This is a genomic window from Micromonospora globbae, from assembly GCF_003610785.1.
GTDB lineage: Bacteria > Actinomycetota > Actinomycetes > Mycobacteriales > Micromonosporaceae > Micromonospora > Micromonospora globbae.
Genome location: NZ_RAQQ01000003.1, coordinates 99,891 through 122,713 on the forward strand (window position 1 = coordinate 99,891; position 22,823 = coordinate 122,713).

A 22,823-nucleotide genomic window follows, 5' to 3' on the forward strand; every position below is an offset into this window, starting at 1 on the left:
GAGCCGGGTATCCGTGCGGTCCAACGTCTCAAGGGGGGGGAAGCATGTTGGGTATCAAACGTCTCGGCCTGCTGGCCGCGCTGGTGCTGGTCGGGGTCGCCCCGGCAGCCGCGGCGCAGGCCGCGGCCCAGCCGTCGTCGCAGGACACGCAGTACCTGCAGGCGATCCACCAGGTCAACCTGTTCGAGATCACCACGGGTGAACTGGCCCAGCAGAAGGGCCAGAACCAGCGGGTCAAGGACCTGGGCAAGATGTTCGTGACCGACCACACGCAGTTGGACCAGACGGTGCAGCAGACCGCCTCCCAGCTCAACGTGAAGCTGCCCAACGGGCCCACCGCGGACCAGCAGTCCGTGATCGACCGGCTGAACAACGCCAGTGGCGGGAACTTCGACCGGGAGTGGGTGACGGCGCAGCTGGCCGGTCACCTCCAGGCCATCCAGGCCACGCAGACCGAGATCTCGCAGGGCTCCGAGCAGTCGGTGATCCAGCTGGCGCAGACCGCGCTGCCGACCCTCCAGGCCCACTACGACGAGCTGGTCCAGATCGCCGAGCAGCTGGGCATCCCGGTGCCGCAGGCCAGCGCCAGCGGTACGCCGAGCCCCGGCGCCACCACCGAGTCGCCGGCTCCCGGTGGCACCGGGACCGAGTCGCCGGCTCCGGGCGGCACCGAGACCGAGTCGCCGGCTCCGGGTGGCACGGAGACCGAGGCGCCGGCCCCGGGCGGTGGCACCACCGAGAACCCGGCTCCGGGCGTCAGCTGACCCGGACAGCGCGACGGCCGGTCCATCCACGGGATGGGCCGGCCGTCGGCCGCGTCTGCCCGCGCAGTGGGCTCCGGCGCCGCCGTGGCCTGCGCAGTGGGCTCCGGCGCCGCCGTGGCCTGCGCAGCGGGCTCCGGCGCCGCCGTGCTCAGTCGGCGTTGGCCAGACCGATGGCGAACGCCTCCTCCAGGTCGTGCTGGGAGTACGCGCGGAACGCGATGTGCGACTCCGTGTTCAGCACCCCGGGCACCTTGGAGATGCTGCCGGCGATCACCTGGGCGATCTGGTCGAATTCGCGTACCCGGACCATGGCGATCAGGTCGACGTGCCCGGCGACCGAGTAGACCTCGCTGACGCCGGGAAGGTTGGCCAGGGTCTCGGCCACCTCCGGGATGGAGTCGGTGGCGCAGTCGATCAGGACGATCGCGGTGATCACGGGGCACTTCTCCGTTCGTCGGCGTCGTCGCTCATGCTAGACCCGGCCACCGGCACGGTGAGGTCGTCCCCGGCCCGGATCACCTCGTACAGCCGCTCCCCGGCCCGTACGCGCGCGCCGGGCCACACGACGGAGCGGACCACGTCGCCGTGCACGACGGCGCCCGCGCCGACCACCGAGCCCCGGCAGTCGCCGGTGACCGTGGCGGTCGGGTCGACCAGGGCGTCGCCGCCGGCCGCGTGCAGGTTGGCGGCCAGGTAGTCGGCCGGGGTGCCGGTGTCGTAGAACGTGCCCCGGTAGGGGACCACCCGCAGCGCGCCGGCCGCCTCGGCCGGGCGCCACACGGCGCGCACGAGGTCGCCGAACCCCACCGGAAGGTCGCGTACGAACCGCCACGGCAGCAGGGAGAACCCGGTGAAGGCGTGCCCGCTGAACGTCCCGGGAGCCGCCGGGTCGGCGGCCGGCTGGCCGAGCAGGCGTACCTCGTGGCCGTCCCAGTCCGCGAGCAGCGCGGCGATGTCGGGGCCCGGCGGGGCGGCCGGGTCGGCCAGGTAGGCGTCCGCGTTGCCGACCAGCACGGGCCGGCCCGCGATCCAGTCCCTGAGGTTCGCCACCCCGCCGGCGGTCCCGAGCGGGTCGTCCGGCTCGACGGACAGGTGCGCGCGGTCCCCGACGTGCGCGACCACCTGCCCGGCCAGGTAGCACGCGTTCACGGCGACCCGGTCCGGCCCGGCCAGACCGAGCCCCGCGAGCCGGGCCAGGGCCCGGTCCAGCAGCGGCACGTTGCCGACCGGGCAGAGCGCCTTGGGCAGCCGCTCGGTCAGCGGCCGCAACCGGGTCCCCTCGCCGGCGGCGAGCACCACGGCGCAGAGGCCGTCCGCGCCGGCCGCGGGCACGCTCACTCCTCCGCGCCGGGCACCGGGGGCGGGAACTGGCCCGCGAGCGGGCCGATGCCGTAGTACGCGAGCAGCCGCGCGGTCGGCCAGCTGAGGCGGGGCAGGTCGTCCAGCGGGTGCCAGGCGGCCTCGAAGACCTCGGCGCCGTCGACCCGGAGTTCCGTGGTGGACGCCGGCACCTCCGTCTCGAACACCACGTCCACCCAGCCCTTGGCGTGCACCACGGCGTTCGGCACGGCCGGGCGCAGCCGCGCCGGGGCAAGGCGGATGCCGGACTCCTCGTACAGTTCGCGGGCGGCGCCCACGATCGGGGCCTCGCCGCGTTGCAGCAGCCCGGCCGGGAGCGTCCAGCTGTGCCCGGGCGGCTGCCGGAGCAGCAGCAGCCGGCCCGCGCCCTCGGCCTCGGCGTCGCGGACCAGGGTCACCGCGCCGACGATGTACTTCGGCACGGCGAGCCGGACCAGGCGGCGGCGCAGCGGCAGCGGCAGCCGGTAGAAGACCTGGTAGGCCACGGCGCGTCCGGTGGCGCGCGAGCGGGGGATCATGGCTCCAGGCTAGTGGCCGCGAATGCCGCTCGTGCCCGGCGGGGCCCGGCCGTCACTGGCGGTGGTCGACGAGGTCGATGAGCTGCCGGACCACCTCGTCCGGCGCGATCACCCGGTCGAACACGGCCACCAGCAGCGTTTCCAGGTCCGGGTAGCCCAGCTCCTCGGCGAGCCGCAGCAGCGGCAGGTCGCTCGCGAGCCCCCGGTTGTGCTGGCGCAGGGCGAGGCCGATGGTGGCCCGCCCCAGCCGCACCTTGTCGCTGATCGAGATGCCGGGCTCGGTGTGCTCGGCGAACCAGCGGTTGATCTGCATCTGGGCGTGCGGCGACTTCACGAAGCGGAGCCACTCCTTGCGCGGGCCGCGCGGCGCGGCCTCCGCCTCGAAGCCGTTGTCGGCGTCGTTCTCCGTGAAGATCTCCACCACGTCGCCGTCCTCCAGCTCCGACGACAGCGGGGCGAGGCGGCCGTTGATCCGGGCGGCGAGGCAGTGGTCGCCGCGTTCCGTGCCCAGCTCGTACGCGAGGTCGACCGGGGTGGCGCCGGCCGGCAGCACGACCTGCCGTCCGTCGGCGAAGACCTGGATCTGCGCCTCGGCCAGGTCGGAGCGCAGCGACTGGAGGAACTGCGCCGGGTCGGCGGCGTCCTGCTCCCAGCCGAGCACCCGGTGCAGCCAGGCCAGCTGTTCGGCGCGGGCCGCCGCGTCGCCGCCGGCCCGGGGGAAGCGGTAGTTCGCGGCGATGCCGTACTCGGCCGACCGGTGCATCTCCTCGGTGCGGATGAGCACCTCGACCGTGCGGTTCTTCGGCCCGCAGACGCTGGTGTGCAGGGACCGGTAGAGGTTGTTCTTCGGGGAGGCGATGTAGTCCTTGAACCGGCCCGGCACGGGTCGCCACAGCCCGTGGATCGCGCCCAGCGCCGCGTAGCAGTCGGTGGCCGGCCCGTCCACGACCACGGCGATGCGGGGCAGGTCGTACGGGGCGCTGTGGCCGCCCGCGACGGTGTCCTTCCAGATCGAGTAGAGGTGCCGGGGGCGGGGGCTCACCGCCGCGTCCACCCGGTTGCGGCGCAGCGCCACCCGGGCCTGCGCGACGACCTCCGCGAGGTACGCGTCCCAGCCGGGGCGGTCGTGCACGTGCCGGGCGATGCGGGCGTGCTCCTCCGGGTGCAGGTGCAGCAGCACCACGTCGTCCAGCTCCCGCTTGAGCGTCTGGATGCCCAGCCGGTCGCAGAGCGGGATGAGGACCTCCTCGGTCTTGCGCGCGATGCGTTCCCGGGAGGCGGCCGACCGGACGCCGAGGGTGCGCATGTTGTGCAGCCGGTCGGCCAGCTTGATGATCAGGACGCGGACGTCCTTGCCGGCCGCGATGATCATCTTGCGGATCGTCTCGGCCTCGGCGGCCTTGCCGTAGAACGCCTTGTCGAACTTGGTGACCCCGTCGACCAGGTGGGCCACCTCCGGCCCGAAGTCGTCGGCGAGGGCCTGGAGCGTGTAGCGCGTGTCCTCCACCGTGTCGTGCAGCAGCGCCGCGACCAGGGTGGTGGTGTCCATCCCCAGGTCGGCACAGATCTGGGCGACCGCCAGCGGGTGGGTGATGTAGGGCTCGCCGCTCTTGCGGAACTGCCCCCGGTGCATGGTCTCCGCGATCGTGTACGCCCGGCGCAGGACCGCGGGGTCGGCTCCCGAATGGATGCCCCGGTGGGTGCGGACCAGATGACTCACCGGGTCGGTCTCGGCGCCCGGCCAGGCGAGCAACGACCGGAGTCGACGGGTCAGTGGCAGCTCGCCCGGCTGGGTCGGAAGCGCGCCCCCCAGGGCGGCGCCGTGTCCGGCGTCGACGTCCACGAGGGACACCTCCTCACCCCGGCCCCACGGCCGCCGGGGACCGGCAACCGGGAGCAGGCCCACGAAACGGGCAGGACTGCACTTCTCTAACAGCCTAAGGGAGTCGACGTAGTCCGATCGGTCAGTTGGTCATGAGCGTTCGGTCGATAGTTGGTGGGACGCCGCGGCTTCCGCCTTGGCCAGGAGGTCGCGGAACCGTGCCGCGCCCCGCACCGGGGACGACCAACCGGAGGACATCTCCACCAACCGCGTCTCCGGCCGTTCCAACCAGGACAGGATGCGCTCGGTCTCCTCGGCCGTGGCGCGGGGCACCGGCCCGTGCCCGGGCGGGACGGTCTCGGCGGTCGCCCGGATGGCGGCCAACGTCGGTCGCGGGTGGACGCCGGGCGGCGACACGCCCGCCCCGGCCAGCCGGCCGTGCCGGACCAGCGCCAGCTCCCACCCGCCGCGCGCGGCCGGTCGCGCCGCCGCCAGCTCGGCGATGCCCGTGAGCGCCGTGAGCCGCTGCATGCGTACGGCGGCGCGCAGCACCGCGACCAGCCGGGAGCGGACCACGGCCGCCTCCTCGTAGCGCTGGTCCCGGGAGAGCGCCTCGATCCGGGCCAGCAGCGCGTCCACCACCACCTGCGGGTCGTCGGCCGTGGCGGCGCGGAACGGGGCGGCGGCGCGCCGGTCGTACTCCTCCGGGGTGATCCGGTGCTCGCACGGCGCCGGGCAGCGGCCCAGCTCGGCCAGCGCGCACGCCGGTGTGACGGTGCGCAGCGAGAGCCGGTGGGTGCACTGGCGCAGCGGAACGGCGTCGTAGAAGCCGGCGGCGGCCAGCTCCGCCGTGCGGCGGGAGCTGAACGGCCCGAGGTACGCCTGGTCCGCGGGGGAGAGGTCGCGGACCACCGACAGCCTCGGGTAGTGCTCGTCGGTCAGCTTGAGCCAGAGCATCCGCTCCGGGAACTTCGACCGGCGGTTGTACGGGGGCGCGTGCGCGGCGATCAGCCGCAGCTCGCGGACCTCCGCCTCCAGCGAGTGCGCGCACTCCACCGCCTCGACCCGTTCGGCGGCGGCCAGCATCTCGGAGATCCGCGCGCGCTTCTCCGCGGCCGTGAAGTAGCTGCGGACCCGGGTGGCGATGTCGCCGGAGGTGCCGACGTAGAGCGGCCGGTCGTCGGCCGCCCGGAAGATGTACACCCCGGGCGCCTTCGGCAGCCCCTCGGCCAGGTGCCGCTTCCGGCGCTGCGTCGGGGTCACCGCCTTGGCGAACTCGATGGCGTCGCCGATCGTCTCGACCCGGTGCCCGCCGAGCCGGCCGATCAGCGCGTGCAGCACGTCGACGGTGGCCTTCGCGTCGTCCAGCGCCCGGTGGCTCGGCTGCGTGCGCGTGCGGAAGTAGGCCGCCAGGGTGCCCAGCTTCCGGTTGGGCACCTCGTCACGGGTCAGCACCCGCCGGGCCAGGGCGGCGGTGTCCAGCACCCGGGGATTGGGCCAGCGGTAGCCGTGCCGGGCGCAGGCCGCCTTGAGGAAACCGACGTCGTAGGGCGCGTTGTGCGCCACCAGCACCGCGTCGGAGAGGAACTCGAGGAGGCTCGGCAGCACCTGCTCGATCGACGGCGCCGGCACCACCATGGCCTCGGTGATGCCGGTCAGCACGGTGATGAACGGCGGGATGGGCTGCCCGGGGTTGACGAGGGTGGCGAGCACGCCCAGCTCCTCGCCGCCGCGCACCTTCACCGCGCCGATCTCGGTGATCCCGCCCCCGTCCGGGGCGCCCCCCGTGGTCTCCAGGTCGAGCACCACGAAGGTGGTCGCGTACAGCGGCAGGGCCGGATCGATCCCGCCGCCCGGGGAGGGGTCGAGACCGGCCAGCGTCTGCTGGACGTACTCCGCCTGTGTCATCGGCCGGCACGCTAGCGTCCCCGTCCGACACTCCGTGCACACGCGTCCCGGCCGTCCCGGTGCTCACGCCGGGGCTAGGATGAGAGATCAGCTCACTCGCCGGGCGGTGGGCCCCGTCGCGGTGGGAGACTTGCCACATGCCCCTCACCGAGCCGTACGACGACCACCTCCCACCGGAGGACCGGTCCGCCGCTGCGTCGGGCGCCGGTGAGGTCGGCGAGGCTTCCGCGGGCGCGTCGGCTTCCGCCGGCCCGGGCGACGACGGGGGAGCGCCGGAGCCGGAGCCGGTCCTGCCCGAGCCCGTGCGGCAGCGGATCGTGACGCTCACCGCCGCGGTGCTGCCCACCCTTCCCTCCGACGAGGTGCCGGTGCCGCTGCGCCGGGTGGCGAAGTTCGCGCCCAACCGGCGGGCCCGCCTCGGCGCACCGGCCATCGCCGCCCAGCTCACCGCCGACCCGCTCTTCCGGCAGCGTGTCAGCGCCCGGGTGCTGGCCGACGCCGGCGACCTCGGTGCCGCCGTCGTGGAGGGCACCGCCCCGGCCGCCGCCGACCCGGTCGAGGTGGGCGCGCTCGCGTACCTCGCCCGTCCCCGCGGCTGGCGCGACCTCATCGAGGCGAGCGGCGCCGCGGTCCGCGCCGAGGCGGACAGCGCCGTCGTCGCCGAGCTGGTCCGCGAGGCCGAGCAGCGGGCCACCCGCGCCGAGCACGACCGGGCGGTCGCCCGGGTCGAGGCGGAGAAGCTCCGCGACGAGCTGGCCCGGGTCCGCGAGGAACTCGGCCAGCTCCGCGAGGAGTCCCGGCAACTGGCCCGTTCGCTGCGCGAGACGCAGGCCCGGGAGCGGCGCGCCAACGAACTGCTGGCCACCGAACGGGGCCGCGCGGCCCGGGCGGCCGCCGACGCGGAGGCGGAGCTGCGCCGGGCCCGCGCACGGCTGGCCGAGGCCGAGGCGGCCGCGGGTGCGGCCCGGGCCAGCGCCAAGGAGGCGCGTACGGTCGACGAGGCCCGGCTCTGGCTGCTGCTGGAGACGATCAGCCAGGCCGCCGTCGGGCTCCGCCGCGAGCTGGCGCTCGACCCGGTCGAGTTGCTGCCGGCCGACGTCGTGGCCGCCACGTCGGCCGATCAGCCGGGCGTCACGGCCGGCGCCGCCACCCGGGCCCGCGACACCGACGATCCCGCTCGTCTGGACCAGCTGCTCGCGCTGCCCCGGGCGCACCTCGTGGTGGACGGCTACAACGTCACCAAGCGCGGCTTCGGTGAGATGTCCCTGGAACAGCAGCGCAAACGCCTCATCTCCGGCCTGGGCGGGATCGCCGCGCAGACCGGCGACGAGGTGACGGTGGTCTTCGACGGCGCGGAACGGATACCCGGCCTGCCGCCCGCCCCGCGCGGCGTGCGGGTGCTCTTCTCGCGCAAGGGGGAGACCGCCGACGAGCTGATCCGCCGTCTCGTCCGCGCCGAACCGCCGGGCCGCCCGGTCGTGGTGATCTCCTCCGACCGCGAGGTCGCCGACGGGGTACGCCGCCACGGCGCGTACCCGCTCGGGGCCGACTCGCTGCTGCGGCGCCTGGCCCGCTCCTGACCCGCTCCCGACCGTCGTGAGGCGGGCCGGGGGCAGCTCCCGACCGCTCGCGTGCCGGGGCAGCTCCCGCCCTGCTCGTGGGCCGGGTTCGTGTCCGTCCCACTCGTGGGGGTGGCTCCCGCCGCGCCGCCCCGATGAAGCGTGGGTCGCCCCGGGGTGGCTTGATCGGGTTCGGGGCGAGTGGATGCCGGTTGTCCGGTTCTGTCGTACCCCCGCCGTAGGGTCGGCGTGACCGACGGTGGTCGGGCGGCGATGGTCGTCCGGCCGCCGCAGCCCGTCAGGAGGCTTCATGCTCATCGACTGCGACCGGTGCGACATCCGGGGCGACGGCTGTTCCGACTGCCTGGTGACCGCCCTGTTCGACGACCGGTCCCCGGCTGCCGACCTCGGTGCCGCCGAGCACCGGGCGATCGAGGTGTTCGCCCGGGCCGGCTTCGAGGTGGAGGTGCTGTCCGCACCGCGTCCCCGTGCCGCGCGGCCCCGCCCGATGCGCCGCCGCCGGATCGCCTGACCTGCTCGCCGAGGCACGGCGTGCCGGCCTGCCGTGCGCGGCGGGCCGGCCTGCCGGAGCGGGACGCGGTGTGCCGGCCGGTCGGGGCGCGGTGTGGCGTGTCGGCCGGCCGGGGCGGCGTGCCGGGCCTGGTTGGGGCGCGGCGTGCCGGTCGGCTGAGGCGGGGGCGTGCCGGGCCTGGTTGGGGCGCGGCGTGCCGGTCGGCTGAGGCGGGGGCGTGCCGGCCTGTCGGGGCGGGGCCGGCTGGCGGCCGGGGCGTAGTGCGCTGGCCGGCCGGGGCGGGGCGCGGCCTGTCGGCCTGTCGGCCTGTCGGGGGCGGCGTAACGGTCCCGTCGGACCGACCGCCGGGTGGTCCGGACCGCGCTGTGTCGGGCCGCGAGCCCTAGGATGGGCGGTCACAGCGGGAGGAGCGCGGATGACGCGGGTATCGCGGGGCGGGGGCAGGCACCCGCGGGAAGGGGTGCCGGGATGAGCCCCCGTGCCTGGGCGGTGGTGACCCTGGCCGGGCTCGCCCTCGCCCTGGTGGTCACCGTGGCGCTGCTGATCCCCTGGCACCGGCCGCCTGCCCCGCGGGCCGACCAGCTCGCCGCCCTGCGCGACCTCCCGACCGACCAGGTGGCCCGCGGGCGCGAGTTCCGGGGCGCGCTGCGTCCCGGCACGTACGCGAGCCTGGCCGTCGGCCTGCTGGTCGCTCTCGCGCTCGGGCTCACCCCGCTGGGCAGCCGCCTCGTCGAACTCGTCGGGCGCCCCTTCGGCGGGCACTGGATCGCGCAGGCCGTGCTCGGTGGGCTCGCCGTGGTGCTCGTCGCCGACCTGGTCACCCTCCCGTTCGCCGCCTGGCGCCAGGCCGTCCTCACCCGCTACGGGCTGAGCACCAACGGCTGGGGCGGCTGGGCGGTCGACCTACTCAAGTCGTACGCGGTGAGCGCCGTGATCGGCGCCGTGGCGCTGCTGGGCTTCTACACGGTGATCCGCCTCGCGCCGCGCTGGTGGTGGGCGTTCGGCGCGGCCGGGGCCGCCGGCCTCGTGGTGCTGCTCTCGTTCGTGCTGCCGGTGCTCGTGGAGCCGGTGTTCAACCGGTTCACGCCGATGGAGCAGGGGCCGCTGCGCACCGAACTGATGGCGATGGCCGCCCGCGACGGCGTACCGGTGCGGGACGTGCTGGTCGCCGACGCCTCGCGGCGCACCCGGGCGGTCAACGCGTACGTCTCGGGCATCGGACCGACCCGGCGCGTGGTGGTCTACGACACCCTGCTGCGCGAGGCCCCGCCCGAGGAGGTGACCGCCGTGGTGGCGCACGAGCTGGGGCACGCCCGCGACCGGGACGTCACGGTCGGCACGCTGACCGGCGCGCTCGGCGCCGCGGCGGCCGTGGTGGTGCTCTACCTGATCGGCTCGTGGGGGCCGCTGCTGCGGCTCGCCGGCGTCGACTCGGTCGCCCAACCGCGCGCGTTCCCGCTGCTGGTCGCCCTGGTGACGGTCGTCGGGCTGGTGGCCGCGCCGGTCCAGGCGCTGATCTCCCGCCGCGTCGAGGCGCGGGCCGACGCGCACGCGCTGGCGCTCACCCGCGACCCGGCCGCGTTCGAGTCGATGCAGCGCCGGCTGTCCTCGGTGAACCTCTCCGACCCGGACCCGCCGCGCTGGGAGTACCTGTACTCCGCCACCCACCCGTCCACGGTCGAGCGGATGGCCGCCGCCCGCGCCTACGCCAGGGAGGCCGGCAGATGAGCCGGACGCTGCTGATCACCAACGACTTCCCGCCCCGTCCCGGCGGCATCCAGTCCTTCGTGCACAACCTCGCCGTGCGCCAGCCCAGCGGGTCCGTGGTCGTGTACGCGTCGAGCTGGCGGGGAGCTGACAAGTTCGACGCCGACCAGCCGTTCGAGGTGATCCGGGAACGCACCCGGGTGCTGCTGCCCACCCCGCTGGTGGCCCGGCGGGCCGCCCGGCTCGCCCGCGTGTACGACTGCGACACCGTGTGGTTCGGCGCGGCGGCGCCGCTCGGGCTCCTCGCCGCCGGGCTGCGGCGCCGGGCGGGCATCCGCCGGGTCGTCGCACAGACGCACGGGCACGAGGTCGGCTGGGCCGCGCTTCCGGGTGCCCGTGCCGCGCTGCGCCGGATCGGGCGCGGGGTGGACGTGACGACGTACCTCGGCGAGTACACCCGCACCCGGCTCGCCCGCGTGCTGCACGGGCTCACCGAGCTGCACCGGCTCGCGCCCGGCGTGGACGTGGACGCCTACCACCCCGACGTCGACGGGGAACCGGTGCGTACCCGGCTGGGGCTCTCCGACCGGCCGGTGGTCGTGTGCGTGTCCCGGCTGGTGCCCCGCAAGGGTCAGGACATGCTCATCCGCGCCATGCCGGAGATCCGCCGCCGCGTGCCCGACGCGGCCCTGCTCATCGTGGGCGGCGGGCCGTACCGGGCCGCGCTGGAGAAGCTCGCCCGGCAGACGGGCGTGGACCGCGACGTCGTGTTCACCGGGTCGGTGCCCGCGGCCGAGCTGCCTGCGCACTACGCGGCCGGCGACGTGTACGCCATGCCGTGCCGCACCCGCAACCGCGGCCTCGACGTGGAAGGGCTCGGCATCGTGTACCTGGAGGCGTCCGCGACCGGCCTGCCGGTGGTCGCCGGGGACTCCGGCGGCGCTCCGGACGCCGTTCGCGAGGGGGAGACGGGGTACGTGGTGAGCGGTCGCGACGTCGCCCAGCTCGCCGACCGGGTGTCCCGCCTGCTCGCCGACCGGGACCTGGCCCGCCAGTTCGGCGCCGCCGGTCGCGCCTGGGTGGAACGGGAGTGGCGCTGGGAGGCCCAGGCCCGACGGATGGCGGACCTGCTCGCCGGCTGAGGCCGCCGGCCGGGGCGCGAGCCCGCCGGGCGCGTGCCCGCTGGGCGCGAGCCCGTCGCAGGCCGTCGCAGGCGCGCCGTCGCGACGGGGAGATCACGCTCGATCCTGGTTGTAGTGGCCTCCTGGAGACGCCGAGGCCACTACATCCAGGAACGAGCACGATCACCCCGACCCGGCGACCGCCGACCCGCACGGGGACGCGGGGCGTATGCGTGCGCGGGTCAGGCGGCCAGGGTCTCGCGTCTCGGTGCGTACCGGGGGACGTACTCCTGGCCGGTCAGCCGCTGGATCGCCGCCATCACCTCGTCGGTGAGGAGCCGGATGTCGCGCGGGCCGTGGATGCGGCCGGCCACCGGGATCGGTGGGCCGAACCGGAGCGTGACCGGGTGCCGGCGGGGCAGGCGGGCGTCGACGGGGAGCACCTCGGCGGTGCCGAGCACACCGACCGGGACGATCGGCACGCCGGCGTCCCGGGCCAGCCGGACCACGCCGGTCCGGCCGCGGTGCAGCCGCCCGTCCGGCGAGCGGGTGCCCTCCGGGTAGACGGCGACCAGGCCGCCGGCACGCAGGACGGGCACGGCCGCGTCGAACGCCGTGAGGGCGGCCCGGCCACCGCCGCGCTCGACGCGGATGGCGCCCATGCCGCTGACGATCCGGCGGCTGACCCAGCCGCGTACGCCGCGGCCGGAGAAGTACTCCGCCTTGGCCCAGAAGGCGATGTGCCGGGGCGTGACGGCGGCCAGGAACAGCTCGTCGGCGACCGACAGGTGGTTGCCGGCGAGGATGGCGCCGCCGTGACGGGGCAGGTGTTCCAGCCCTTCCACGCGGGGACGCCAGCCGAGCCGCAGGGCGTTGCCGGCGGTCAGTTTGGCGAGGTCGTACAGCAGCGGCACCGTTCCTCCACGGTCACTCGGGTGCGGGGCCGAGGTGCGCGTCCAGCGCGGCCCGCAGCAGGGCGTCGTCGTCCGTCTCGCCGGTCGCCAGTTGGAGGCTGCCCCACGCCCAGAGCTGGGCGAGGCCGTGCAGGTTGGCCCAGAGCGCCCCGGCGATGACGGTGGCGGCGCGGTCGGTGGGCCGGCGTGCCTCCGCCACGAGGTCGACGACCAGGGTGAACAGCGGCAGGCTGGCGTCGCGCAGGCCGAGCCGGCCGCTGTTGAGCAGGTCGTGCCGGAACATCAGCTCGAACATGCCGCGGTTCGCGGCGGCGTGGTCGAGGTAGGCGCGGCCGAGGGCGAGGAGCCGTTGGCGCGGGTCGGGCCCGGTGTCGCGGACGGTCCGCGCGATCCGGTCGGCGAGGTCGGCGTACCCCTGGCGGGCGATCGCGGAGAGCAGGTCGAGGTGGGTGGGGAAGTACCGTCGCGGCGCGCCGTGCGAGACACCGGCCCGGCGGGCGATCTCCCGCAGGGACACCGCGGCGTGGCCCTCACGCTGCACCAGTTCGACGCCCGCGGTGATCAGCCGCGTGCGGACGTCCGACTCCGCATCCGCCATGGACACTGTCTACCAGAGGCGCGTAGACAATGTCTACGCCGTCAGCCGACGCGCTCCAGGATCCGGTCGGCGGGCGCGGGGCGGCCGAAGTGCCAGCCCTGGCCGGCGTCGCAGCCGATCGCCCGCAGCCGGTCGGCCTGCCCGGCGGTCTCCACGCCCTCGGCCGTGACCGTGAGGTCCAGCGCGTGCGCGAGCGACACGAGCGAGGCGAGGATCCGCTCGTCGGTGCGGCTGGCCGGCTCCGCGGCCGGCGCCCGCAGCCCGGCCACGAACTCCCCGGCCACCTTCAGCTCGGTCACCGGGAGGTCCCGCAGGTACGCGAGGTTGCTGTAGCCGGTGCCGAAGTCGTCTATGGCGATCCGGACTCCGAGGTCGGCGAGGACGCGCAGGGCACGCACCGGCTCCTCGGTGGTGCTCATCATGGTGCTCTCGGTGATCTCCAGTTGGAGCCGTTCCGGCGGCAGCCCGGTGCGCTGCAGCAGCCCGCGTACCTCCTGCACGAGCCCCGGCCGGTGCACCTGCCGCACCGCGAGGTTCACGCTCACGAACGGCGCCCGGCCGCCCCGCGCGGACCAGCGTTCCGCCTCCCGGCACGCCTCGGCGAGCACCCAGCCGCCGAGCGGCACGATCAGCCCGGTCTCCTCGGCCAGCCCGATGAAGCTGCCCGGGTGCAGCACCCCCAGCTCGGGGTGTCGCCACCGCACGAGCGCCTCCACGCCGAGGAGGCTGCCGTCCCGCAGCGAGGTCAGCGGCTGGTAGTCCAGGTAGAACTCGCCGCGCTCCAGGGCGGCGGGGATCGCCGCGGAGAGCGCGTGCCGGGCCAGCTCCCGCCGGTTGCGTTCGGCGTCGAAGACCTCCCACCGGGCGCCGCCGGCGGCCTTGGCCCAGTGCATCGTGCTGTCGGCCGCCCGCATCAGGTGGCCCGGGGTGGTCCCGGCGATCTGCCGCTCCACGATGCCGAGGCTCGCCGTGACCGTCAGCTCGGTGCCGTCCACGATGGCCGGTTCCCGGACGGCGGCCAGGGCGGTGTCGGCGACCGCGACCACGTCGTCGGTGCCGCCCGTCCGCTCGACGAGGACGACGAACTCGTCGCCGCCGAGGCGGGCCACGAGGTGCCCGTCGAGGGCCCGGCGGAGCCGGTTGGCGACGGTGATGAGCAGCCGGTCGCCGGCCTGGTGGCCCAGGGTGTCGTTGACGACCTTGAACCGGTCCAGGTCGAGGAAGCAGAGCCCGATCCGCTCCGCGCCCCGGCCGGGCTCGTTGAGCGCCGCCGTGAGCCGTTCGGTGAAGAGCGCCCGGTTGGGCAGGTCGGTGAGCGGGTCGTGGGTGGCCTGGTGCCGGAAGCGCGCCTCGCTGTCGCGCAGCGCGCGCTCCGCCTGGGCGCGGGCCGTCATGACGGCCCGCCGGATCGACTCCTGCTCGTCGAGGGTACGGTCGCGCAACGCCCGGGCGTACCCGGTGGCGATCGCGGCGAGCAGCCGGGCCATCCGGTCCTCCACGTCGTCGCCCACGAGGCCGAGGTCCCGGATCAGCCGCAGCTGGAGGACCTCGACGGTACGACCGAGCCCCTCGGCGGAGGCGATGTGGTTGGCGACCAGTTCGGTGCCGACGCGGTGCCCGGGACGCAGGTCGAACGGTTCGGCCAGCAGCGCGTCGGCCAGCTGGTCGGTGAGCCGTTGCAGCAGCGCCTCGAGCTGCGCCTGGGTCATGGGCAGGAAGCTGGTGCCGGACACCGCCTTGGCCCAGGCCCGGGCGAAGGCGCCGGGACGGGCCGGCGCCGCCACGGTCGCCGCCTCAGCCACCGAGGCGCCCGACGCCGCCCATGAAGACGGCCCGCTCGGCGTCCTCCGCGCTCTCCGGGGAGTCCGGGCGCCACTCGGGCACCCACACCACGCCGGGCTCGACGAGCGCGAACCCGTCGAAGAACGCGGTCAGCTCGGCCCGGTTACGCACCCAGAGCGGGTTGTCCGTACGCCGGTAGACCCGCTCCGCCTCGGCCCGCTCCTCCTCGGTGCGCCCGTCGTCGCTGGCCTGGGAGAGGACCAGGTAGCTGCCGGGTGCCAGCGCCTCGCGCAGGGTACGCAGGATCCGCCCCGGCCGGTCGTCGTCGGAGATGAAGTGCAGCACCGCCACGATCATCACGGCGACCGGCTGGTCGAAGTCGAGCAGCCGGCGCACGTCCGGGTGGGCCAGGATCCGCTCGGGGTGGCGCAGGTCCTCCTGGACGACGGCGGCCCGGTCGTTGCCGGCGAGGATCTCCCGGCTGTGCGCGACGGCCACCGGGTCGACGTCGACGTAGACGACGCGCGACTCCGGCGCGCCCCGCTGGGCGATCTCGTGCACGTTGCCGACGGTGGGGATGCCCGAGCCGATGTCCAGGAACTGCCGCACGCCCGCGTCGGTCAGGAACTGCACGGCCCGCCGGAGGAACGCCCGGTTGGCCTGGGCCATCAGCGGCGCGTCGGGCACCGCGGCCACCATGGCCTGGGCGGCGGCCCGGTCGGCGGCGAAGTTGTGCGAGCCGCCGAGGTAGTAGTCGTACATGCGGGCCACGCTCGGGCGCTCGATGTCGATCGTCTCGGGTGCCCAGTCCGGCCGCTGCATGACCCACCTCTCACCGTCGGCGTCGCGGGCGCCGTTGCCCACGGGCCACCGCGGTATTCTGCCCCCGCGAGGGCCCGGGTGACCATAGCGAGCGGCACAATGGCCCCGACACCGGTCGATACGTGAGATCCGCGCCGGCAGTGGGGCCGACGCGGATCTCACGTGCACCGCCCGCGCGGGCGGGGAGGTCAGAACTTCGGGGCGTCCGGAGCCTCGAGCAGGCCCAGCCGCAGCGCCGTCATGAGCGCCTGCGCCCGGTTGGCCGCGCCGAGCTTCTCGTAGAGCTTCGAGATGTGGGTCTTGGCGGTGGACTCGCTGACGAAGAGCTGCTTGGCGATGCCCGCCACGCTCATGCCGTCGGCGAGCAGCCGCAGGACCTGCCCCTCGCGCGGGGAGAGCTGGGGGCCGGACGGGGCCAGCCGGCGCTTCATGGCCTCGGCCAGGTCGGCGGCCGTGAAGGCGCTGGGCGACGACGCGGCGTGCCGGGCCGCGGCCACCACCTCGTCGGCCGGCGCGGTCTTCGGCACGAAGGCGCTGGCGCCGGCCTCCAGGGCACCGAAGAGCTGGTCGTCACCGGCGTACATGGTGAGCACCACGATGCCCATGGAGGCGCTGGACTTGCGGAGTGCCCGGGTGGCCTCGAGGCCACTGCCGTCGGGCAGCCGGAGATCCATGATCACCACGTCCGGCTGCAGCGCCCCGGCCTGCCGGACACCCTCCGCCGCCGTGGCGGCCTCGCCGACGACCTCGAACTGGCGGTCCCGCTCGAAGGCGTGCCGCAGGCCCTTGCGGATGAGGTCGTGATCGTCGACAAGGAGGACCTTGGTACGGGTGGCCGGTGTCGGACTTGTGGTCATCCTCGGGTTACTCCCCTTCTGCTGCTGCGCTACCGCGCACGTTATCGCGCCGGGGCGAGGTGCCGAGAACCACCGCCACGGTCGTGCCGCTTGGTTGCCGGGGTCGGATCTCCAACCGGCCCCGGATACGTTCCGCCCTCTCGGCCATGATCGCAAGACCGTACCGCCCGTCGGGCCGCTGGTCAGCCATCCCGTGACCGTCATCCGACACTTCGATCTGGGCGTACGGCGGGTCCACCTCACAGGTGACCCAGAGATTGGACGCCCCCGCGTGCTTGCGGGCGTTGGTCACGGCCTCCTGCGCGATGCGGAGCAACTCCGCCTCCGTGGCGGCGGGGAGCCGGGCCGTCGACTCGTCCAGCGACAGGTGCACCCGCAGCCCGCCGGACGCGCCGACCGTGCGGGCGTACTCGGCGATGGCCGCGGCCAGCCCACCGTGCCGGTCCACCTCGCTGCGCAGCTCGAACAGGCTCAGCCGCAGCTCGGTGATCACCCGGGTCACCTCGCCGCGCAGGGTACGCAGCGCCTCGGCGGTCTCCTCGGCGTCGTCGTAGACGGTGGCCAGGGCGTTGTCGATGCCGTAGCCGACCATCACCAGCTCCTGGGCGACGCCGTCGTGGATCTCCCGGGCGAGGCGCTGCCGCTCCTCGTTGGTGGCCAGCGAGCGGACCTCGTCGAAGAGCAGGGCGGCCTCCAGCCGCAGCGCGGCCGGGCCGGTCACCGCCGTCACCCGGGACACGACCTCCGGGGGGTAGGCGTGCGCCGCGTCGGCCTCCAGCACCACCAGACCGACCGTACGCACGCCGGCGACCAGCGGCACGATCAGCGCGGAGACGTCCCCGCCGGGGTGCGACCGCGCCTGCGAGCGGGCCGCCGTCTGCGGCTGCTGGCTGGCCCAGGCGTCGGCGATGGCCGAGTCCGCGTCGAGCGTGGTCTCCCAGTCGACCCGGTCCACGCCCACCTGGGCGAGTACCACGAGCCGGCCGCCGCCGCTCGCGGACAGCACGGCCGCCCGATCGCTCGGGGCCACGTTGCGCAGCTCCTCCAGCAGGTGCTCGGAGATCCCGCCCGGGTCGAGCGTGGCGCCGGGCAGCTGCCGGGCGACCGTCCGCAGCTGGGTGAGCAGGCGGGTCGCCTCGGCGTACGGCTGGGGCCGGCTCTCGCCGCGCACCTGCATGATGCGGTGCAGCGTGCGCGCCGCGTAGAGCCCGAGCACCGCGAGGATCAGCCACTGGGCGCAGACCGCCAGGTAGCCGGGCTGGGTGAGCTGCGGCGCCCCGTCGACCCGCGTGAGCGCGCCGCCGACGAGCAGGGTGGCCGCGGCGATCCCGAGCAGCACGGCGCCCTCGCGGAACCGGCGGCGCAGCGCGGTGACCGTCACCGGCACCGCGAGGTAGGGCAGCACCGCGGACGCGCCCAGCCCGTCGACCGACCCGCCGACCAGCGACACGGCCGCCACCTGGCTCGCCGCCAGCCCCAGCACCACCACTTCGGCCACCCGGCTGAGCGGGGCGACGCGCGGGTGCTGCGGCGCCAGCAGGGCGGGCGCCCCGGCCACCGCGAGCAGCGCGATCCACCAGAGCTGGGCCGGGTCGCGCGTGGCGAACAGGGTGAGGACGGCGACGAGCGCCAGCATCACCAGGCGGGCGACCGCGGCGAGGGGATGCGGGTGGAACCCTGCGGATGTCGAGGCGGGCACGTGACGGATCGTAGTCAGCTGCGGTAGATCTCGGCGATCTCCGACGCGTACGTCTTGTGCACGACCTGCCGCTTGACCTTCAGCGACGGGGTCAGCTCGCCGGTGGCCTCGGTGAAGTCCCGGGGCAGGATCCGGAAGACCTTGATCGCCTCGGCCTTCGACACGGCGGCGTTGGCGAGGTCGACGGCCTTCTGGACCTCGGCGCGCAGCCCCTCGTGCGTGCGCACCTCGCTCACCGGCGTGTCGGCGGGCAGCCCGGCCGACTCCAGCCACCGGGGCAGCGCCTCCTCGTCGATGGTGACGAGGGCCGCGACGAACGGCTTCCCGTCGCCGACCACGACGCACTGGCTGACCAGCGGGTGGGCGCGGACCTGGTCCTCCAGCACGGCCGGCGCGACGTTCTTGCCGCCGGCCGTCACGATGATCTCCTTCTTGCGGCCCGTGATCGTGAGGTAGCCCTCGTTGTCGAGCTGGCCCAGGTCGCCGGTGCGGAACCAGCCGTCGCCGGTGAGCACCTCGGCGGTGGCCGCCTCGTTGTGCCAGTACCCCTGGAAGATCAGCTCACCGGAGATGAGGATCTCGCCGTCGTCGTCGATGCGGATGCTCACCCCGGGCAGCGGCCGGCCGACCGTGCCGATCCGGGTGGCCGACGGCAGGTTGGCGGCGGCCGCCGGCGCGGTCTCGGTGAGGCCGTACCCCTCCAGGACCGTCACCCCGACCCCGCGGAAGAAGTGGCCGAGCCGGGCGCCGAGCGGGGCGCCGCCGGAGATCGCGTCGCGGCACCGGCCGCCGAGCGCGGCCCGCAGCTTGCGGTAGACCAGCCGGTCGAACATCGCGTGCTGGGCCCGCAGCGCCAGTCCCGGCCCGCGCGGGGTCTCCAGCGCCTCGCTGTACGCGATGGCGACCTGCTCGGCGCGGGCGAAGATGCCGCCCTTGCCGTCGCTCTCGGCCTTCTGCTTGGCCGCGTTGTAGACCTTCTCGAACACCCGCGGGACGGAGAGCACGAAGGTGGGGCGGAACTCCTGGAGCTCCGCGACGAGGTTCCTGGTGTCGGCGCAGTGCCGCATGGTGGCCCGGGCGTACACCACGCCGACCTGGATGAGCCGGGCGAACGCGTGCGCCAGGGGCAGGAAGAGCAGCGTGGAGGCGCCGGCGTTGAACAGGTTCGGCAGCACGGGCACCGCGTTGGCGATGTCGGCGTAGATGTTCCGGTGGGTGAGCACGCAGCCCTTGGGGCGGCCGGTGGTGCCGCTGGTGTAGATGATCGTGGCCACGTCACCGGCGCCCACCGCCGCCCGTCGCCGGTCGATCTCCGCGGGGTCGACCGACGCGCCCTCGGCCACGAGGTCGTCCACGGCGCCGAGGTCGAGCTGCCAGACCCGGCCCAGGTCGGGCAGGCGGTCCCGTACGCCGGCCAGCAGGGTGGCGTGCGCCGTGCTCTCCACGACGCAGGCCACCGCGCCGGAGTCGGCGAGGATCCAGGCGGCCTGCTCGGCGCTGGAGGTCTCGTAGATCGGCACGGTGACGCCGCCCGCGGCCCAGATGGCGTAGTCGACGAGGGTCCACTCGTAGCGGGTGCGACTCATGAGCCCGACCCGGTCGCCCGGCCGCACCCCGGCCGCGACCAGCCCGCGGGCCACCGCGACCACCTCGTCGCGGAACTGTCGGCAGGTGACGTCCTCCCAGGCCGGGCCGTCGGCGGCCCCGGTGGGGCGGACGAACTGCACGGTGTCGGGCGCGACCTCGGCGTTCTCCCAGACGGGGTCGGTGAGGTTGGCCGAGTCGCCGACGGTGACGATCGGCGGGACGGAGAACTCGCGCACCTGCACTCCCTCGTGCTCGCAGTGGCCGGTTGGGGGCCGCCACCTCGGGTCGGCTCTGTCGAAACCTACCCGGCCGGCCCCCGGCCCGCGGCAGGCAGGTTGTGGTCGGGGCGTGGCGGGGGGCGTGCGGGCCCGGCCGGGCGCCGCGCCGGGTAGCCTCCCCCCATGGCGGACTCCTCGACCCAGTCGATCGTCATCGACGCGCCCCCGGAGCGGGTGGCGGCGGTCATCTGCGACTTCACGCGCTACCCGGAGTGGACCGAGGCGGTGCGCCGGGTGGAGGTGGTCGAGGAGTACGAGGACGGCTACGCCAGCCAGGTCCGGTTCACCATCGACGCCGGTGTGCTGGCCGACGAGTACGTCCTCGCGTACGCCTACGCCGAGGACCTGACCCGCATCGAGTGGCACCTGGTGGCGCCGTCGAAGATGCAGAAGGCGCAGCGGGGGTCGTACGACCTGGTCGCGAACCCGGACGGCGGCACCACGGTGACGTACACGCTGGAGGTGGAACTCTCCGTCGCGATGCTCGGGATGTTCCGCCGCAAGGCCGAAAAAATGATCATGGATACCGCGTTGAAGCAGCTCAAGCGCCGGGTAGAAGCACCCGGTGCCGCGCAGTGACGCGTCCGGCGGCCCGGCCGCCACGGTAGAGGAGCCGACCATGGTGGCAACGGATCCGGGCTCGGCCCGGGAGGAGGCGGAGCGACTCGTCGCCACGCTGCTGGGGGCCGCGCGGCTGGCCGCCGCCAGCCCGACCGCGGGGCCCTGGGGACCGTTGGGCGGGATCGTGGCCGGTGTCCTCGGTCACACGGGCTCGGCCGAGGGGTCCCGCTCCGGTGGGGGCGGTTTCGCCACCGGCAGCGCCGAGTGCTGCGTCTGCCCGATCTGCCGTGGAATCGCCGCGTTGCGGGACCCGAGTCCCGAGTTCGCCGAGCGCCTGGCGACCGGGGCGGGGGATCTCGCGGCCGGAATCGCCAGCCTGATGCGCGCGTTCGCCTCCGCGACCCCGCCCGCCGAGTCCGCCCACCCGGCCACCGACCCGGCCGGCGCCGGGTCGGACGACGACCGCGTGTGGCGCGAGGCCACCCGGAGCGGGCATGATTCTCAGCCGGCGTCGGACGGGGACGTGTGGTCCGCCGCCACCCGTGCGGACGGGTACGCCCCGGCCGCCACCGCGCCGCCCGTCGACGGGGCCGGGCCGGCCACGCCGGAGGACGACCCGGCACCGGCCGGGCGCCCCGTGGTGCCGGCCGCGCGTACGCCCGGCGACACGGGCGCGGACGTACCGGGCGACGACGCCTGAGAACGGACGTCCCGCGGCACCGGCGCGCCGGTGGGCGCGGGACCGCACAGCAGAGGGGAGCGGCAGCGGTGACGCTGACCATCGGAGTCGACGTCGGTGGCACGAAGGTGGCCGGCGGTGTCGTCGACGACACCGGCACGGTGCTCGTGCAGGCCCGACGGGACACCCCCGCCGACGACGTCGCGAAGACCCGGGACGTCATCACCGAGCTGGTCGGTGAGCTGGCCGCGGGCCGGCCCGTGCAGGGCGTGGGCATCGGCGCGGCGGGCTGGATCGACGCCAGCCGCTCCACCGTGCTGTTCGCGCCGAACCTGGCCTGGCGGGACGAGCCGCTGCGCGAGTACGTGAGCAACAAGGTCGGCCTGCCGGTGATCGTGGAGAATGACGCCAACGTGGCGGCCTGGGCCGAGTTCCGGTACGGCGCGGCCCGGGACGCCGACGACTCGATGGTCATGTTCACCATCGGCACCGGGGTCGGCGGCGGCATCGTGCTCGGCGGTGAGCTGCTGCGCGGCGCGCACGGCATCGCCGCGGAGCTGGGCCACATGCTGACCGTGCCGGACGGCCACCAGTGCGGCTGCGGCCGGCTCGGCTGCATCGAGCAGTACGCGAGCGGCAGCGCCCTGGTCCGGTTCGCCCGCGCCGCCGCCCGGCAGAGCCCGCACCGGGCCGCCGGGCTGCTGGAGCTGGCCGGCGGCGAGGCCGAGGCGATCACGGGGCCGATGGTGACGGCGGCCGCCAAGAGCGGCGACCCCGTCTCCACCGAGGCGTTCGCCCAGGTCGGCCGTTGGCTGGGCACCAGCCTCGCGGACATGGCCCAGATCCTCGACCCCCAGGTGCTCGTCGTGGGCGGCGGCGTCATCGACGCCGGTGAGCTGCTGATGGGGCCGACCCGGCGGTCCTACGCCCAGTCGCTGGCCCAGCGGGACCGGCTTCCGGTCGCCGAGATCCGCCCGGCCGAGCTCGGCAACCGGGCCGGGGTCATCGGCGCGGCCGACCTGGCGCGCCGGCTGTAGAGGCGGGCGGCGTGGCGCGAGGCTCCGGTGTGCCGCTCCGGGTGGTGTCGTACAACATCCACGGCCAGCGGGACGACACGGCCGCGCTGGCCGCCGTGGTCCGGGACGCCGCACCGGACGTGGTGATCGTCCAGGAGGGCCCACGGCGGTTCCGGTGGCGGCGCAAGTCCGCCGCGCTCGCCGAGTCGTTCGGCCTCGTGGTGGCCGGCGGCGGGCTGCCGGCGCTGGGCAACCTGCTGCTGACCAGCCTGCGGGTGCGGGTGCTGGCCACCCGGTGCCAGCGCTTCCCGCTCACCCCCGGCCGGCACCTGCGCGGCGCCGCGTACGCCGACTGCGTGGTCGCGGGCGGCGCCCGGTTCACCGTGGCCGGCTCCCACCTGTCCACCGACCCGGCCGAACGTCCCGCGCAGGCCGCGCTCCTCAAGCGGGAACTCGACGCCGCGGGCGCGCCCGTCGTGGCGGGCGCGGACCTCAACGAGGGACCGGACGGCCCGGCCTGGGCCACCGTGGCCCGGGGGCTGACCGACGCGGCGGACGCGGCCGGGCGGGCGGACCGGCTCACCTACCCGTGCGCCGCCCCGCGCCGCCGCATCGACGCGCTGTTCGTGGATCCGCGGATCACGGTGGTCGACTACGACGTGGTGGACACCCCGCTGACCCGCCGCGCCAGCGACCACTTCCCGGTGCTGGTCGACCTGCTGCTGCCGCGTCCCGAGTGA

21 protein-coding genes are annotated in these 22,823 nt (G+C 75.1%); 9 read left to right on the forward strand and 12 right to left on the reverse strand.

Annotation, left to right across the window (positions count from 1 at the left end; translation table 11 throughout):
• Positions 1–44: 44 nt before the first annotated feature.
• A complete protein-coding gene (locus D7I43_RS04875) occupies positions 45–764 on the forward strand; it encodes a DUF4142 domain-containing protein (protein WP_120327176.1) in 720 nt (239 codons plus the stop codon).
• Between the two features lie 148 nt (positions 765–912).
• On the opposite strand, the gene D7I43_RS04880 is transcribed toward D7I43_RS04875, so the two are convergent.
• From D7I43_RS04880 to D7I43_RS04900, 5 genes are all read right to left on the reverse strand, one after another.
• Positions 913–1,200: an Lrp/AsnC family transcriptional regulator gene (locus tag D7I43_RS04880; RefSeq protein WP_120327177.1), complete on the reverse strand. Its 288-nt coding sequence runs from the start codon at positions 1,198–1,200 to the stop codon at positions 913–915.
• Positions 1,197–2,102, reverse strand: coding sequence for a nucleotidyltransferase family protein (locus D7I43_RS04885; protein WP_120327178.1), 906 nt, complete (start codon positions 2,100–2,102; stop codon positions 1,197–1,199). The genes D7I43_RS04880 and D7I43_RS04885 overlap by 4 nt, the downstream gene beginning before the upstream one ends.
• Positions 2,099–2,641, reverse strand: a complete 543-nt coding sequence (locus D7I43_RS04890) for an NUDIX hydrolase (protein ID WP_120327179.1) — start codon at positions 2,639–2,641, stop codon at positions 2,099–2,101. Before D7I43_RS04890 ends, D7I43_RS04885 begins: the two co-directional genes overlap by 4 nt.
• Before the next feature lie 52 nt (positions 2,642–2,693).
• The gene (locus D7I43_RS04895) at positions 2,694–4,484 is read right to left on the reverse strand and encodes a RelA/SpoT family protein (RefSeq protein WP_120327180.1); all 1,791 of its coding nucleotides are present in this window, start codon (positions 4,482–4,484) and stop codon (positions 2,694–2,696) included.
• A 129-nt stretch (positions 4,485–4,613) separates the two neighbouring features.
• Complete coding sequence (locus tag D7I43_RS04900; protein ID WP_120327181.1) at positions 4,614–6,371, reverse strand: DEDD exonuclease domain-containing protein; 1,758 nt, start codon at positions 6,369–6,371, stop codon at positions 4,614–4,616.
• Positions 6,372–6,508: 137 nt separating this feature from the next.
• Between D7I43_RS04900 and D7I43_RS04905 the strand changes: the two genes are divergently transcribed.
• The 4 genes from D7I43_RS04905 (at position 6,509) to D7I43_RS04920 (ending at position 11,311) form a co-directional block, all read left to right on the forward strand.
• Complete coding sequence (locus tag D7I43_RS04905; RefSeq protein WP_120327182.1) at positions 6,509–7,951, forward strand: NYN domain-containing protein; 1,443 nt, start codon at positions 6,509–6,511, stop codon at positions 7,949–7,951.
• Positions 7,952–8,240: 289 nt separating this feature from the next.
• Positions 8,241–8,462: a hypothetical protein gene (locus tag D7I43_RS04910; RefSeq protein ID WP_120327183.1), complete on the forward strand. Its 222-nt coding sequence runs from the start codon at positions 8,241–8,243 to the stop codon at positions 8,460–8,462.
• A 468-nt stretch (positions 8,463–8,930) separates the two neighbouring features.
• Positions 8,931–10,190, forward strand: coding sequence for a M48 family metallopeptidase (locus D7I43_RS04915; RefSeq protein ID WP_120327184.1), 1,260 nt, complete (start codon positions 8,931–8,933; stop codon positions 10,188–10,190).
• Entirely contained in the window at positions 10,187–11,311 is a 1,125-nt protein-coding gene (locus tag D7I43_RS04920) for a glycosyltransferase family 4 protein (protein ID WP_120327185.1), read from the forward strand. The genes D7I43_RS04915 and D7I43_RS04920 overlap by 4 nt, the downstream gene beginning before the upstream one ends.
• Positions 11,312–11,532: 221 nt before the next feature.
• On the opposite strand, the gene D7I43_RS04925 is transcribed toward D7I43_RS04920, so the two are convergent.
• The 7 genes from D7I43_RS04925 to D7I43_RS04955 form a co-directional block, all read right to left on the reverse strand.
• A complete protein-coding gene (locus D7I43_RS04925) occupies positions 11,533–12,204 on the reverse strand; it encodes a lysophospholipid acyltransferase family protein (RefSeq protein WP_120327186.1) in 672 nt (223 codons plus the stop codon).
• A 13-nt stretch (positions 12,205–12,217) separates the two neighbouring features.
• Entirely contained in the window at positions 12,218–12,802 is a 585-nt protein-coding gene (locus tag D7I43_RS04930; RefSeq protein ID WP_120327187.1) for a TetR/AcrR family transcriptional regulator, read from the reverse strand.
• A gap of 41 nt (positions 12,803–12,843) precedes the next feature.
• The gene (locus D7I43_RS04935) at positions 12,844–14,511 is read right to left on the reverse strand and encodes a putative bifunctional diguanylate cyclase/phosphodiesterase (protein WP_120327410.1); all 1,668 of its coding nucleotides are present in this window, start codon (positions 14,509–14,511) and stop codon (positions 12,844–12,846) included.
• Between the two features lie 85 nt (positions 14,512–14,596).
• Complete coding sequence (locus D7I43_RS04940; RefSeq protein ID WP_120327411.1) at positions 14,597–15,406, reverse strand: SAM-dependent methyltransferase; 810 nt, start codon at positions 15,404–15,406, stop codon at positions 14,597–14,599.
• A 188-nt stretch (positions 15,407–15,594) separates the two neighbouring features.
• The gene (locus D7I43_RS04945) at positions 15,595–16,263 is read right to left on the reverse strand and encodes a response regulator transcription factor (protein WP_007072219.1); all 669 of its coding nucleotides are present in this window, start codon (positions 16,261–16,263) and stop codon (positions 15,595–15,597) included.
• Between the two features lie 7 nt (positions 16,264–16,270).
• On the reverse strand, positions 16,271–17,905 hold the full coding sequence (locus tag D7I43_RS04950) for a sensor histidine kinase (RefSeq protein ID WP_192902076.1): 1,635 nt from the start codon (positions 17,903–17,905) through the stop codon (positions 16,271–16,273).
• Between the two features lie 71 nt (positions 17,906–17,976).
• Positions 17,977–19,785 carry an AMP-dependent synthetase/ligase gene (locus tag D7I43_RS04955; protein WP_120327412.1) on the reverse strand — a complete coding sequence of 603 codons (1,809 nt, stop codon included), beginning with the start codon at positions 19,783–19,785 and terminating at the stop codon, positions 17,977–17,979.
• A gap of 165 nt (positions 19,786–19,950) precedes the next feature.
• Here D7I43_RS04955 and D7I43_RS04960 point away from each other — a divergent pair, with 165 nt between their 5' ends.
• From D7I43_RS04960 to D7I43_RS04975, 4 genes are all read left to right on the forward strand, one after another.
• The gene (locus D7I43_RS04960) at positions 19,951–20,406 is read left to right on the forward strand and encodes an SRPBCC family protein (RefSeq protein WP_120327189.1); all 456 of its coding nucleotides are present in this window, start codon (positions 19,951–19,953) and stop codon (positions 20,404–20,406) included.
• A 40-nt stretch (positions 20,407–20,446) separates the two neighbouring features.
• The gene (locus D7I43_RS04965) at positions 20,447–21,088 is read left to right on the forward strand and encodes a hypothetical protein (protein WP_120327190.1); all 642 of its coding nucleotides are present in this window, start codon (positions 20,447–20,449) and stop codon (positions 21,086–21,088) included.
• 68 nt (positions 21,089–21,156) lie between these two features.
• Positions 21,157–22,104 carry an ROK family glucokinase gene (locus tag D7I43_RS04970; RefSeq protein ID WP_120327191.1) on the forward strand — a complete coding sequence of 316 codons (948 nt, stop codon included), beginning with the start codon at positions 21,157–21,159 and terminating at the stop codon, positions 22,102–22,104.
• An 11-nt stretch (positions 22,105–22,115) separates the two neighbouring features.
• A complete protein-coding gene (locus tag D7I43_RS04975) occupies positions 22,116–22,823 on the forward strand; it encodes an endonuclease/exonuclease/phosphatase family protein (RefSeq protein ID WP_120327192.1) in 708 nt (235 codons plus the stop codon).